Annotated in this window: 12 protein-coding genes; all 12 read right to left on the bottom strand. The window is 53.7% G+C overall.

Translation table 11 applies throughout. From position 1 onward, the window contains the following. Nucleotides 1–2: 2 nt before the first annotated feature. Nucleotides 3–284 carry a 30S ribosomal protein S19 gene (gene rpsS, locus BMY01_RS09990; protein ID WP_074708352.1) on the bottom strand — a complete coding sequence of 94 codons (282 nt, stop codon included), beginning with the start codon at nt 282–284 and terminating at the stop codon, nt 3–5. 6 nt (nt 285–290) lie between these two features. Continuing rightward, entirely contained in the window at nt 291–1,124 is an 834-nt protein-coding gene (gene rplB, locus BMY01_RS09985) for a 50S ribosomal protein L2 (RefSeq protein WP_074746741.1), read from the bottom strand. Further along, on the bottom strand, nt 1,124–1,459 hold the full coding sequence (gene rplW, locus BMY01_RS09980) for a 50S ribosomal protein L23 (RefSeq protein ID WP_074746739.1): 336 nt from the start codon (nt 1,457–1,459) through the stop codon (nt 1,124–1,126). The genes rplB and rplW overlap by 1 nt, the downstream gene beginning before the upstream one ends. After that, nucleotides 1,456–2,076 (bottom strand): 50S ribosomal protein L4, encoded by a 621-nt coding sequence (gene rplD, locus BMY01_RS09975; RefSeq protein ID WP_074746812.1) that lies wholly within the window; start codon nt 2,074–2,076, stop codon nt 1,456–1,458. The genes rplW and rplD overlap by 4 nt, the downstream gene beginning before the upstream one ends. After that, the gene (rplC, locus tag BMY01_RS09970; protein ID WP_074746737.1) at nt 2,076–2,786 is read right to left on the bottom strand and encodes a 50S ribosomal protein L3; all 711 of its coding nucleotides are present in this window, start codon (nt 2,784–2,786) and stop codon (nt 2,076–2,078) included. The genes rplD and rplC overlap by 1 nt, the downstream gene beginning before the upstream one ends. 109 nt (nt 2,787–2,895) lie before the next feature. Then, complete coding sequence (gene rpsJ / locus BMY01_RS09965) at nt 2,896–3,204, bottom strand: 30S ribosomal protein S10 (RefSeq protein WP_011380122.1); 309 nt, start codon at nt 3,202–3,204, stop codon at nt 2,896–2,898. 83 nt (nt 3,205–3,287) lie between these two features. Then, nucleotides 3,288–4,478, bottom strand: coding sequence for an elongation factor Tu (tuf, locus tag BMY01_RS09960; protein WP_074746735.1), 1,191 nt, complete (start codon nt 4,476–4,478; stop codon nt 3,288–3,290). A 23-nt stretch (nt 4,479–4,501) separates the two neighbouring features. Continuing rightward, nucleotides 4,502–6,592 carry an elongation factor G gene (gene fusA / locus BMY01_RS09955; protein WP_074746733.1) on the bottom strand — a complete coding sequence of 697 codons (2,091 nt, stop codon included), beginning with the start codon at nt 6,590–6,592 and terminating at the stop codon, nt 4,502–4,504. Nucleotides 6,593–6,722: 130 nt separating this feature from the next. Further along, complete coding sequence (gene rpsG / locus BMY01_RS09950; protein WP_011380120.1) at nt 6,723–7,193, bottom strand: 30S ribosomal protein S7; 471 nt, start codon at nt 7,191–7,193, stop codon at nt 6,723–6,725. Nucleotides 7,194–7,279: 86 nt separating this feature from the next. Next, nucleotides 7,280–7,657, bottom strand: a complete 378-nt coding sequence (gene rpsL, locus BMY01_RS09945; RefSeq protein ID WP_011380119.1) for a 30S ribosomal protein S12 — start codon at nt 7,655–7,657, stop codon at nt 7,280–7,282. A gap of 471 nt (nt 7,658–8,128) precedes the next feature. Then, nucleotides 8,129–9,538 carry an aspartate aminotransferase family protein gene (locus BMY01_RS09940; protein WP_074746731.1) on the bottom strand — a complete coding sequence of 470 codons (1,410 nt, stop codon included), beginning with the start codon at nt 9,536–9,538 and terminating at the stop codon, nt 8,129–8,131. Nucleotides 9,539–9,626: 88 nt separating this feature from the next. Continuing rightward, nucleotides 9,627–13,856, bottom strand: coding sequence for a DNA-directed RNA polymerase subunit beta' (gene rpoC / locus BMY01_RS09935; RefSeq protein WP_074746729.1), 4,230 nt, complete (start codon nt 13,854–13,856; stop codon nt 9,627–9,629). Nucleotides 13,857–13,890: the final 34 nt, after the last annotated feature.

Here is a 13,890-nt window from a genome sequence, read left to right as displayed (position 1 = left end):
TCCTATTTCCTTCCAGCCGCTTTTCTATCGCCGGAATGCCCCTTGAAAGTACGTGTATGAGAAAACTCGCCGAGCTTGTGCCCAACCATGTTCTCAGTAACATATACTGGAACGTGCTGCTTTCCGTTATGCACGGCGATTGTCAAGCCGATGAAATCCGGCAATACCGTTGAGCGGCGCGACCAGGTCTTGATAGGTCGCTTATCATTGGTTTCACGCGCGGCCTCCACTTTGGACAGGAGGTGCAAATCAACAAATGGGCCTTTCTTTATAGAACGAGCCATGATTCATTATCCCTTGTTTGAATAACGACGTCGCACGATCATGCCGTCGGTACGCTTGTTTACCCGCGTGCGGAAACCCTTGGAAGGCGTTCCCCATGGACTGACAGGATGACGTCCCGCCGCTGTTTTACCTTCACCCCCGCCATGGGGATGGTCTATCGGATTCATCGCCACCCCACGCACCGTTGGCCTGATGCCGCGCCATCGTTGCGCTCCTGCCTTGCCGATAGCCCGCAGGTTATGTTCCTCGTTTCCTACTTCCCCGATCGTTGCACGGCAGTTCACGTGCACCCTGCGGATTTCCCCCGAGCGCAGACGTAATTGGGCATAATCTCCCTCGCGCGCGAGAAGTTGAACCGAAGCTCCGGCTGAACGAGCAAGTTGCGCACCTTTACCCGGCATCATTTCCACGCAGTGAATGATGCTGCCAACCGGGATATTGCGCAGTGGCAACGCATTGCCGTTTTTTATAGGCGCATCTGCGCCACTCATCAGTTGCATGCCTGCAGCGATACCTTTTGGCGCAATAATATAGCGGCGTTCGCCATCGGAATAGCAGAGAAGTGCAAGATTCGCGCTGCGATTCGGATCATATTCCAGCCGTTCCACTTTGGCCGCGATTCCATCCTTGTTACGGCGGAAATCCACGATGCGATAATGCTGCTTGTGACCACCGCCTATGTGGCGGGTAGTGATTTGCCCCTTATTGTTACGTCCGGCAGTACGATTCTGCTTCTCCACGAGGTGCGGGTAAGGTGCACCCTTGTGCAGGCCAGCATTGACGACTTTGACTACCGCCCGACGACCTGGAGAGGTCGGTTTGACTTTAACCAGCGCCATTACTTGACCTCTCCTTGAGCAAATTCAGAAAAATTGATTTCCTGGCCGGCCTTGATGCTGATGTAAGCTTTCTTCCAGCCACCGCGCCGCCCCATGAAGCGGCCAAAACGCTTTTCCTTGCCTTTGACATTGGATATGCGTACGCTTTCCACTTCAACCTTTTGATTCTTCCATATCAATTCCACTGCGGCCTTGACTTCAGGCTTGGTTGCATCTGGAGCCACGCGAAAGATAATCTGGTTGTGTTTTTCGCCTATAAACGTCGCTTTTTCCGATATCTGAGGCGACAATATCACCTGCATCAGGCGCTCAGGATTGAATGTTTGGCCGCTCATGCAAGCATCTCCTCCATTTTTACCAGCGCATTACGCGTAATCAGTACATTTGCAAAGCGCATGAGACTGACTGGATCAGCATAGCCCGCTTCAACAACCTTGACGAGCGGAAGATTTCTTGACGAGAGATAAAGATTCTCATCAATGTTATCTGTAATGATCATGACTTGATCCAGCCCCATATCTTTCAACTTCTGTGCCAATATTTTCGTCTTAGGTGCATCAACAATAAAATTGTCCACTACCGACAATCGGTTTTCACGAACGAGTTGCGAGAGAATCGCGCCGATACCCGCGCGATACATCTTGCGATTGACTTTATGACTGAAATTCTCCTCCGGGCTGTTGGGAAATATTTTCCCTCCACCCCGCCATAAAGGGCTCGACGCCATACCGGCGCGAGCGCGTCCCGTACCCTTCTGCCGCCAGGGCTTGCGAGTCGATTTGGCGACATCCGATCGAGCCTTTTGCGCCCTGTTGGCACTGCGTGCATTGGCAAGATAGGCAGTTACGACCTGATGCACGAGGGCTTCATTATACTCCCGGCCAAACAGGGTTTCGGAAGCTGAAACGCTTGCAGACGACTGTCCATTATCGTCGATCAGTTTAAGTTCCATCATCCACCCTTCTTGCCAGATTTCGCGCCGCCTTTTGCGGCGGCATTGACATTGTCGTTATTGGTCGGCCTTGCAGATCTAATGCTTGGCGAAACTGTCACATCTCCCCCCTTCGATCCGGGAATGGCACCTTTGATGATCAACAGTCCGCGCTCAGCATCAATTCGCAGTATTTCCAGATTTTGAATGGTGCGCCTCACATTTCCCAGATGACCGGACATACGCTTTCCGGGGAAGACGCGTCCGGGATCCTGAGCCATGCCGATGGAACCGGGAACATTATGAGACCGTGAGTTACCGTGACTCGCCCGGTTAGAAGCGAAGCCGTGACGCTTGATGGCGCCAGAATAGCCCTTTCCGATCGAGATACCGGTTACATCCACTCTCTGCCCCGGCTGAAAAATATCCAATCCGATAACTGTGCCGGGGCTGAGGGTTCCAAGGATTTCTTCTGCGACGCGGAATTCTCTCAGGATCTCTCCCGCCTCTACAGCTGCCTTGGCAAAATGCCCGGCCGAAGGTTTGTTTACACGAATGGCTCGACGCTTGCCGAACGTAACTTGCACGGCAGAATACCCATCAGTGGCTGGCGTCTTGATCTGCGTGACACGATTATTAGACACGTCCAGCACTGTAACGGGCTGGCTATCACCTTCTTCGGTGAAAATACGAGTCATGCCGACCTTGCGGCCGACGAGCCCTAAACTCATTCTAATTACCCTTCTAAAAGGTGCCGATTACAATTGACCGGCAATTTATGTTGATTGAACAGCAATCCGAGTTATTCGTTGCGAACATACTCAGAGTTGCGTTGGAAAACTACAACTTTATCTCGACATCCACTCCGGCAGGCAAATCCAGCTTCATTAGTGCATCCACCGTTTTATCGGTTGGATCCATGATATCCATCAGCCGCAAATGAGTACGGATTTCGAATTGATCACGTGAAGTCTTGTTGACATGAGGCGAACGAAGCACATCAAAACGCTCGATGCGCGTTGGCAGAGGCACCGGACCCTTGACGACGGCGCCGGTGCGTTTTGCGGTTTCCACGATCTCCAGCGCCGATTTGTCTATCAACCGGTAATCGAACGCTTTCAAACGAATACGTATTTTCTGACTTTGCATAATCCAACCTCAGGTGAGGACTCGGATTCCGAATTGCCGACCACGCACTGCGTAAATCTTAAATCCGATCCTTGATCCTGTTGCTATTCGATAATTTTTGCCACGACGCCTGCGCCAACGGTCCTGCCGCCTTCACGAATCGCAAAACGCAGGCCTTCTTCCATCGCAATCGGCGCAATCAGGTTTACCGTCACCGACACATTGTCCCCGGGCATCACCATCTCCGTGCCCGCAGGCAACTCGATTGCTCCCGTCACATCCGTCGTGCGGAAGTAAAACTGCGGCCGGTATCCCTGGAAAAAGGGGGTATGACGTCCACCCTCTTCCTTGCTCAGAACATAAATCTCGGCTGTGAACTTGGTATGCGGGGTGATGGTCCCAGGCTTGGACAGCACCTGGCCACGCTCCACTTCCTCGCGCTTGGTGCCCCGCAGCAATACGCCTACGTTGTCTCCTGCCTGCCCCTGGTCCAGAAGCTTGCGAAACATCTCAACGCCCGTGCACACAGTCTTGGTGGTGGGCTTCAATCCCACGATCTCGATGTCTTCCCCTACCTTGATAACGCCACGCTCAACGCGACCTGTCACCACCGTGCCACGACCCGATATGGAAAAAACATCTTCAACCGGCATCAGAAAAGTCCCGTCCACCGCCCGCTGAGGCTCCGGAATGTAGCTGTCCAGCGCTGCCGCAAGCTTGTAGATGGAGGGCTCGCCTATGTCGCTCTGGTCGCCTTCCAGCGCCTTCAATGCAGAACCGATCACTATCGGGGTGTCATCTCCCGGAAAGTTATATTTGGATAGCAGTTCGCGCACTTCCATTTCCACCAGCTCCAGAAGCTCCGCATCGTCCACCATGTCCGCCTTGTTCATGTAGACGATAATGTAGGGAACCCCCACCTGCCGCGCCAGAAGAATGTGCTCCCGCGTCTGCGGCATCGGTCCATCCGCCGCCGATACCACCAGAATCGCACCATCCATCTGCGCCGCACCCGTGATCATGTTCTTCACATAGTCCGCGTGACCAGGACAGTCAACGTGCGCGTAATGCCGCTTCTCCGTCTCATACTCCACATGCGAGGTGTTGATCGTGATGCCCCGCGCCTTCTCTTCAGGCGCCGAGTCTATCTGCGCGTAACTCTTCGCTTCCCCACCAAACTTCTTCGCCAATACCATCGTGATCGCCGCCGTCAACGTGGTCTTGCCGTGGTCCACGTGCCCTATCGTCCCTACGTTGATGTGCGGCTTCGTCCGCTCAAATTTGCTCTTTGCCATGATGTCCCTTTATTTGATGACGATTATTTCTTGCTTATGATCGCTTCGGCCACGTTCTTCGGCGCTTCGGCGTAATGCTTGAATTCCATCGTATATGTAGCCCGGCCCTGCGTTGCGGACCGTAACGAAGTTGCATAGCCAAACATTTCCGCCAGCGGCACTTCTGCGCGTACAACCTTGAGGCCGGGCAGATCGTCCATGCCCTGAATCATGCCACGCCGGGAGGACAAATCCCCTACGACATTCCCCATGAAGTCCGCCGGCGTTTCCACCTCTACGGACATCATCGGTTCCAGCAGTACAGGATTGGCTTTGCGCATACCATCCTTGAATGCAATCGAGGCAGCCATCTTGAACGCATTTTCATTCGAATCGACATCATGGTAAGAGCCGTCAAACAATGTGACTTTGACATCCACCACCGGGAAACCTGCCAGCACGCCATTCGGAAGCGTTTCTTCAAGGCCTTTCTGCACCGCAGGAATATATTCCCTGGGCACGGTTCCACCCTTGATTGCATCAACAAACTCGAAGCCCTTGCCGGCCTCGTTCTGCTCCATCTTGATCCAGACATGGCCATACTGACCCCGGCCGCCGGACTGCTTGATGAATTTGCCTTCGACATCCACCGATTTCCGGATTGCTTCACGATAGGCCACCTGGGGAGCACCCACATTGGCTTCGACGCCAAATTCGCGTTTCATCCGATCCACAATGATTTCCAGATGCAGTTCACCCATTCCGGAAATGATGGTTTGACCGGATTCCTCATCGGTGCGCACACGGAAGGAAGGATCCTCCTGGGCGAGACGATTCAATGCGATGCCCATTTTTTCCTGATCCAGCTTGGTTTTCGGTTCCACCGCGACGTGAATCACGGGCTCCGGAAATACCATGCGCTCCAGTGTGATAACATCGCCAGGATCGCATAGCGTGTCACCGGTAACCGCCTCCTTCAAGCCCACTGCCGCGGCTATATCTCCCGCCCGGACTTCCTTGATTTCTTCACGCTGATTGGCGTGCATCTGCAGCAGTCTTCCAATCCGCTCCTTGCGCCCCTTGATCGGGTTATAAACGGTATCACCGGAGGTTACGACTCCCGAATAAACGCGAAAAAAGATCAATTGACCCACGTAGGGATCAGTGGCAATCTTGAAGGCAAGACCGGCAAACGGTTCATCGTCATTGGCATGGCGCTCAGCGTGCTCACCGCTCTCTTTCTCGCCGTCAATTGCCTCTATGTCGGCCGGGGACGGCAAATAATCCAGCACGGCATCAAGCATTGCCTGCACACCTTTATTCTTGAAAGCAGATCCGCAGAGCATGGGCACGATTTCATTGGCAAGAGTGCGAATGCGAAGACCCTGCTTAATATCCGCAGACGACAAATCGCCTTCTTCCAGATATTTGTTCATCAGTTCTTCATTCGCCTCGGCGGCCGACTCCACCATCTTCTCGCGCCAGGATTTGGCATCTTCAACCATATTCGGGGGAATATCGCGCTCCTCGAATCTCATCCCTTGGCTGGCATCGTCCCAGTGAATAGCCTTCATCTTGATCAGGTCGACAACGCCCTCGAATTTGTCCTCCGCGCCTATGGGTAATTGAATAGGCACGGGATGCGCCTTGAGCCGGCTTTGTATCTGCTCATAAACACGCATGAAATTGGCGCCGGCACGATCCATCTTGTTGACAAAAGCAAGACGGGGAACCTTATATTTGTTGGCTTGGCGCCATACCGTCTCGGTCTGGGGCTGCACGCCGCCCACTGCACAAAATACAGTGCAGGCCCCATCGAGAACACGCAACGATCTCTCCACTTCGATGGTGAAATCAACGTGGCCCGGTGTATCGATGATATTGATGCGATGGTCCGGGTAATTATGATCCATCCCTTTCCAGAAGCATGTGGTGGCAGCGGAGGTAATTGTAATGCCGCGCTCCTGCTCCTGCTCCATCCAGTCCATGGTAGCCGCACCGTCATGCACTTCACCAAGCTTATGCGATACGCCTGTATAGAACAGGATGCGTTCAGTGGTCGTAGTTTTTCCGGCATCTATATGCGCCATGACGCCGATATTTCGGTAACGTTCGATAGGTGTCTTTCTTGCCACAGTTTTCTAGCCTTAAAATTGGAAAACTGCCGGTGGCACAATGCTCCCGGCAGCTAAAAATCAGCGACTTTTCAATCCGAATCAGGCAAACCAGGTCACGACGGCAGGTCTCCCTGCCCCATTATTGCCGTCAGAATCGATAATGCGCAAATGCCTTGTTCGCCTCGGCCATACGATGAACTTCCTCGCGTTTCTTGACCGCCCCACCCCTGCCTTCGGCAGCTTCTGCCAATTCACCCGCCAACCGGGCGCCCATGGATTTTTCAGCCCTTTTACGCGCGGCATCACGTAACCACCGCATAGCGAGGGCATTACGCCGAATCGACCGGACTTCCACCGGAACCTGGTAGTTGGCCCCGCCAACGCGGCGGCTTTTTACTTCCACCATTGGACGGACATTGGATAATGCCTGCGTAAACACTTCCACCGGATCCTTGCCCGTCTTCTTGTGAATCTGATCCATCGCTCCGTAAATAATCCGCTCCGCCACGGATTTCTTGCCTCGCGTCATCAATACATTGACAAATTTCGCCACTTCGGCATTATGGTACTTTGGGTCCGGCAAAATTTCGCGTTTTGGAACTTCTCTCCGTCTTGGCATTTTCTAACCTTGGCGTAATTATTCAGCTTACGTTATAGGGGCAATCTCGATCAATCGTCTGGTTGTGCCAGGGATTCAAACTGTTTTTAAGCCGACTTCGGCTTCTTGGCGCCGTATTTCGATCGCCCCTGCTTGCGATCCTTGACTCCGGCAGTATCCAGACTACCCCGGACAGTATGGTAGCGCACGCCGGGCAGATCCTTGACACGACCACCCCGAATCAAAACTACCGAGTGTTCCTGAAGATTGTGACCTTCTCCACCGATATAACTGGATACCTCGAAACCGTTAGTCAAGCGGACACGCGCCACCTTGCGCAAAGCCGAATTAGGTTTTTTGGGCGTGGTGGTATAAACCCGTGTGCAAACTCCCCGCTTTTGAGGACTGTTTCCCAATGCGGGAACTTTGCTTTTCAGAGGTTTTGCCGCGCGCGGCTTACGTACTAACTGACTGATTGTCGGCATTTTATTTTCCAGAAAAACGGGAGGGCAACTCACCTGCCCCGCTGCCAATATAAATTTACTTCCCTATCCGGCCACTCACGCTGTCGATCCGCCGGCGGCTAAAAAACTGCGAATTCTATGGACTTTATCTTGCCCTGTCAAGCTAAAGCCTTTTTGTTTTCAATAAGCAATGAGAGTTCCTCACAGGAACCTGCCGTGATGAACATCTCATTGCCCGCGTGAGTTTTACGAGGGGCGAAATGGTGCAAAGCGGAAAAATCCTGCTCGATAACCACCAAAGACTTTGAAACAAAAACAGATTACAAACAGGGCCGCGATTCGAAATCAATCGGTGCGGTAGCTGTGGATTGCGCTGCGGTGAAACTCCTGAACAACCTCAATCAAATGCGGGAATACAGCAAACCTGTTCAGGAATTCAACACAAGGAAATCCGATAAAGAACAATCCAATTCGTGTCCCTGCCATACCATCTCATGCAGTTACCCGCGCCTCGCGCTTTTTGGCAGTCAGCGCATGGTTGCCGAGCTTCTTCAAAACCTCCCAGGCGGGGCCCGGGAACTTGTGCAATTTTATCATGACATCCTCGAGCGCTGCGAGGAACCAGTCGACATCGCTCTCGTCGATATTCAGCGGCGGCAGGATTTTGACAATGGGCATGGCATGGCCTGCTACCTGGGTAAGAATATGATGATCGTCAAGAAGCGGAAGAACGATTGCCTGAGCAAAAAGGTTTTCATCCATCTTGTTGACCATTGCCCATGCAGCTCGCAGCGACATTGATTCCGGCTGGCCAAACTCGATTGCAATCATGAGCCCGCGCTGCCGCACCCCCTTGAGAAACTCGAAGCGTGGCACCATCGCCTCGATTCCTTTCCTGAAACGCTCCCCGAGTACAATGGCCCGATCCATGAGCTTCTCATCGTCCAGAACGCTAAGCGAGGCCAAAGCTGCGGTCATCGCCATATTGCCCATCCCGAAAGTGGACGCATGAACGATCGCACGATGCAAGCTGTCGTAAACGCTGTCGTAGACGGCACGTCGGGTAATCGTCGCGCCGACTGGAACATAGCCTCCGGAAAGTGCCTTGGAAAGACAGACGATGTCTGGCCGGAAATCGGGAACCCATTGACTGGCCAGAAAACGCCCGGTACGGCCCATACCACATTGAATTTCATCGCAAACCATCAAGGTACCGTATTTTCGGCATAATTCCTGCGCACCCAGCAGGTACTCCTCGCTGGCGATATTGACACCCTTACCCTGTATCGGCTCAAAGACGAAGGCCGCGACATCGCCCTTTGCCAGACGCGCTTCCAGTCCGGCTAGGTCACCCATTTTCACTTCTGAACTGCCGGGAAGCATTGGCTCAAAACCCCTGCGAAAACTTGCTTCCCCATTCAGTGACAAGGACCCCATGGTCAGGCCGTGAAATGCCTTGGCAAGATGCGCAGTAGAGGGCCGACCTGTATACCCACGTGCAAATTTGATCGCTGCTTCGATTGCTTCCGTACCGGAGTTACTGAAGTAAACGGTATCCAGCCCCGGCGGCATTCGTTTTACCAGTTCCCGCGCCAGTACAGCGGCAAGCGACGGAGCATCAAAACCGACCCACCCGGGAAACTCGGAATCCATTACCTGTTGCAGTGCATTACGGATAGCAGGATGCCGCCGCCCGAAATTGAAAACACCCCAGTTGGTCAGAAAATCGAGATAGCGCGTGCCTGTCTCATCCCAGAGATAAGCACCCTCCCCTCTCACCCAGGTTCGATTGAATCCAAGTGTACGCAGTACCTTGACGAAGACCGGATTTATATGGCCTTCGTAAAGCTCGAAGTTTTTGCCGCGAGTTTCGGCAATGATGGCATTAATATCGATAGGCATGATTCGATTCCGTCAGACACCGAGGTTAAATGCCAACATTGCCAGTAAGCAGGATGAGGCTCGCAAGCTTCCCTTTCTCCGGCTGTTTTCAGACAGCGTATCCACTGTTTCTAATTTCTCCTGTCTCTTCCTCACTCAAAGGAGGCGCTTCCCCGGTATCCAGCATGAGGCGCTGCCTCTTGCGGGTATTGTGAAAGGTCAAACCCGTACCTGCGGGAATAAGGCGTCCTACAATCACGTTTTCTTTCAGCCCCCGCAGATCATCCTTCTTGCCCATGATAGCCGCTTCGGTCAGTACCCGTGTAGTCTCCTGGAACGAGGCTGCCGAAATGAACGAGTCGGTGGACAGCGAAGCCTTGGTGATGCCCAGCAGCATATATTCATAAGTTGCCGGCCTCTTGTCCTCCAATTCAACCTGTTCGTTTTCTGCGAGCATTTCGGCGCGTTCAACCTGCTCACCCGGGATGAAGCGCGTATCGCCGGAATCCACGATCTGCACACGGCGCAGCATCTGGCGCACTATCACCTCGATGTGCTTGTCGTTGATCTTCACGCCCTGCAGGCGGTACACATCCTGCACCTCGTCGGTGATATAGCGCGCCAGCGCTTCCACCCCCAGCAGACGGAGAATATCGTGTGGATCGGCAGGACCGTCGACGATACTTTCTCCCTTGTTCACCACCTGTCCATCATGGGCAGTCACGTGCTTGTCCTTGGGAATGAGATATTCGTGCGATACCCCATCCAGGTCAGTGATGACCAACCGTTGCTTGCCCTTGGTGTCCTTGCCGAAGGATACGATTCCGGTGACTTCTGCCAGTACGCCCGCATCCTTAGGGGAACGCGCTTCAAACAATTCCGCAACACGAGGCAAGCCCCCCGTAATGTCCCGCGTTTTCGAGCTTTCCTGTGGAATACGCGCGAGAACCTCACCTACGCTAACCTGCTGCCCGTCCCGAACAGTGATGATGGAACCCACCTGGAAGGTAATGTGAACCGACAAATTGCTGCCCGCTAGCCGCACTTCCTTGCCCTCGTCATCCAGAAGTTTCACCACCGGACGCAATCCCTTCGTTTGCACCACGCCGCGGCGCTTCGGATCGATCACCACCAGCGTAGACAAACCGGTAACCTCATCTATCTGCTTGGCCACCGTCACGCCTTCTTCCACGTTCTCGAAGCGGACCTTGCCAGAGTATTCAGTAATGATTGGGCGCGTATGCGGATCCCATGCCGCCAGTACCTGGCCCGCTTTCACGACTTCTCCGTCACGAATCAGCAAGGTCGCGCCGTACGGCGCCTTGTGCCGTTCCCGCTCACGCCCGTTGTCATCCTGAATCACGACTTCGCCGCTGCGGGAAATCGCGATCAGTTCGTTACGTGCATTGGTCACATAGCGCATGCTTGGTGAATACCGCACAATACCGTTGGATTTGCTCTCGACCTGACTTGCGACTGCGGTTCGGGAAGCCGCCCCACCGATATGGAAAGTGCGCATGGTCAGCTGAGTGCCAGGCTCACCGATCGACTGAGCGGCGATCACGCCTACCGCTTCGCCAACATTGACCGGGGTACCGCGCCCCAGATCGCGTCCATAACATTTAGCACACAGACCATAGCGGGTTTCACAGGTAAGGGGAGTGCGAACCTTCACTTCATCTATACCCAGCATCTCGATGGCATCCACTGCATTTTCATCCAGCAGCATGCCTGCCGGGTAAATCACGGCCTGATGCTCAGGATTGATAATATCATTGGCTACCACACGGCCGAGAATACGCTCGCGCAACGCTTCGATGACCTCACCACCTTCAACCAATGCCTTCATCACCACACCGTTGCTGGTGCCACAGTCCTCCTGGGTTACGACCAGATCCTGTGTCACATCGACAAGCCGGCGGGTAAGATAGCCAGAGTTGGCCGTCTTCAGCGCCGTATCGGCCAGACCCTTGCGCGCACCGTGAGTGGAAATAAAGTACTGCAGAACGTTCAATCCTTCGCGGAAATTAGCAGTGATAGGCGTTTCGATGATTGAACCATCCGGCTTGGCCATCAGTCCGCGCATTCCTGCCAACTGACGGATCTGAGCAGCAGAACCGCGAGCGCCCGAATCCGCCATCATATAGATGGAATTGAACGATTCCTGAATCAGAGGTTTTCCTGACTCACTCGTTTTAGCGCCTCCAGTTTCCGGATCGATGATCGGCTCGACCCCGAGCTGATCCATCATCGCCTTGGCAACCTGGTCGCCTGCGCGGCCCCATATGTCCACAACCTTGTTGTAACGTTCACCTTGGGTGACAAGACCGGACGTATACTGGAGTTCGATCTCCTGTACTTCCTTCTCGGAGGCACTGATGATCGCATCCTTCTGCGCGGGGGTAAGCATATCGTCCAGGCAGATCGAAATCCCAGCCCGAGTCGCATAGCTGAAACCGGCATACATCAGCTTATCGGCAAAAATAACGGTTTCGCGCAGGCCGCAGCGGCGGAAGCTTGCATTGATGAGCTTGGAGATTTCTTTTTTCTTGAGTACTTTGTTGATCAGCGGGAAAGGCAGTCCGGCAGGGAGAATCTCCGACAATAATGCGCGTCCTACCGTGGTTTCATAACGCGTGATCTTCTCGCGCCGCTCTCCGTCCGCACCCAGCTCGTATTCGCGGATCCTCACGGAAATCCGGGCATTCAGCTCGATAACGCGATTCTCGTAGGCACGTGAAACTTCGCTGATATTGGCGAAATACATGCCCTCGCCCCGCGCATTAACCCTCTCGCGCGTGGTGTAGTACAGCCCCAGCACGATGTCCTGCGACGGCACGATGATGGGTTCGCCGTTAGCTGGCGACAAGACGTTGTTGGTCGACATCATCAGCGTGCGGCACTCCATTTGCGCTTCCAGGGAAAGCGGCACGTGGACCGCCATCTGATCGCCGTCAAAGTCGGCGTTGAAAGCGGCACATACCAATGGATGCAGTTGGATGGCCTTGCCTTCTATCAGGACCGGCTCAAACGCTTGAATACCCAGCCGATGCAGGGTCGGCGCCCGGTTCAGCATTACAGGATGCTCGCGAATGACATCTTCCAGAATGTCCCACACGATCGGGCTTTCGTTTTCGACCTCGCGTTTCGCGGCCTTTATCGTGCTGGCGATACCCATTATCTCCAGCTTATTGAAGATAAAGGGTTTGAATAATTCCAGCGCCATTTTCTTGGGTAAACCGCACTGGTGCAGCTTGAGCTGCGGCCCCACCACGATGACCGACCGTCCGGAATAATCCACGCGTTTTCCAAGCAGGTTCTGGCGGAAGCGCCCACCCTTGCCCTTGATCATATCCGCAAGCGATTTCAGCGGGCGTTTATTGGCGCCCGTCATGGCTTTGCCGCGACGGCCGTTATCCAGCAGTGAATCCACCGCTTCCTGCAGCATGCGCTTCTCGTTGCGCACGATAATTTCCGGTGCTTTCAGTTCGAGCAAACGTTTCAACCGGTTATTGCGGTTAATGACGCGACGATACAAATCGTTGAGATCGGAAGTTGCAAAACGTCCTCCATCCAGCGGCACCAGTGGTCGCAATTCGGGGGGCAGTACGGGCAGTACGGCCAGGATCATCCATTCCGGTTTGATGCCGGATTTGCTGAATGCCTCCAACACTTTCAGACGCTTGGAAATCTTCTTCATCTTCGTTTCGGAGCCGGTCGTTCCCATTTCGCGGCGAAGATCATCGATTTCTACACGAATATTCAGGGTATTCAACAAATCACGAATACCTTCGGCACCCATGCTGGCGCGGAAATCATCCCCGTATTCTTCGGTTTTGGCCCGGTAATCGTCGTCCGTCAGCAACTGGCATCGCTGGAGAGGCGTCAGCCCCGGATCCGTTACTACATACGCTTCGAAATAGAGCACCCGCTCTATGTCGCGCAAGGTCATATCCAGCACCATCCCCAATCTGGATGGCAATGATTTCAGAAACCAGATGTGCGCCACAGGGGACGCCAGTTCGATATGGCCCATGCGTTCGCGCCGCACTTTGGATAACGTGACCTCGACACCACATTTCTCGCAGATCACGCCACGATGTTTCAAACGCTTGTACTTTCCGCAAAGGCACTCGTAATCCTTTACGGGACCAAAGATTTTTGCGCAAAACAGGCCGTCTCGCTCGGGCTTGAACGTACGATAATTGATGGTTTCCGGCTTCTTCACCTCACCATAGGACCAGGAACGTATTTTCTCGGGAGAAGCCAGACCGATCTTGATCGAATCGAACTCTTCTTTCTGGGTAACCTGTTTGAATAAATCAAGCAGTGCTTTCATTTGTCACTCCTGTTGATCAGGGGTCTATGCAAAA

This window comes from Nitrosospira multiformis, assembly GCF_900110185.1.
Classification (GTDB): domain Bacteria; phylum Pseudomonadota; class Gammaproteobacteria; order Burkholderiales; family Nitrosomonadaceae; genus Nitrosospira; species Nitrosospira multiformis_A.
Note: the sequence above shows the minus strand (reverse complement) of the source record. Positions and strands in the feature narration are given on the sequence as shown.

What these genes read in the sequence shown, in the direction of transcription:
- rpsS (WP_074708352.1), bottom strand. Translation starts at nt 284, where the DNA reads ATGGCTCGTTCTATAAAGAAAGGCCCATTTGTTGATTTGCACCTCCTG.
- rplB (WP_074746741.1), bottom strand. Translation starts at nt 1,124, where the DNA reads ATGGCGCTGGTTAAAGTCAAACCGACCTCTCCAGGTCGTCGGGCGGTA.
- rplW (WP_074746739.1), bottom strand. Translation starts at nt 1,459, where the DNA reads ATGAGCGGCCAAACATTCAATCCTGAGCGCCTGATGCAGGTGATATTG.
- rplD (WP_074746812.1), bottom strand. Translation starts at nt 2,076, where the DNA reads ATGGAACTTAAACTGATCGACGATAATGGACAGTCGTCTGCAAGCGTT.
- rplC (WP_074746737.1), bottom strand. Translation starts at nt 2,786, where the DNA reads ATGAGTTTAGGGCTCGTCGGCCGCAAGGTCGGCATGACTCGTATTTTC.
- rpsJ (WP_011380122.1), bottom strand. Translation starts at nt 3,204, where the DNA reads ATGCAAAGTCAGAAAATACGTATTCGTTTGAAAGCGTTCGATTACCGG.
- tuf (WP_074746735.1), bottom strand. Translation starts at nt 4,478, where the DNA reads ATGGCAAAGAGCAAATTTGAGCGGACGAAGCCGCACATCAACGTAGGG.
- rpsG (WP_011380120.1), bottom strand. Translation starts at nt 7,193, where the DNA reads ATGCCAAGACGGAGAGAAGTTCCAAAACGCGAAATTTTGCCGGACCCA.
- rpsL (WP_011380119.1), bottom strand. Translation starts at nt 7,657, where the DNA reads ATGCCGACAATCAGTCAGTTAGTACGTAAGCCGCGCGCGGCAAAACCT.
- BMY01_RS09940 (WP_074746731.1), bottom strand. Translation starts at nt 9,538, where the DNA reads ATGCCTATCGATATTAATGCCATCATTGCCGAAACTCGCGGCAAAAAC.
- rpoC (WP_074746729.1), bottom strand. Translation starts at nt 13,856, where the DNA reads ATGAAAGCACTGCTTGATTTATTCAAACAGGTTACCCAGAAAGAAGAG.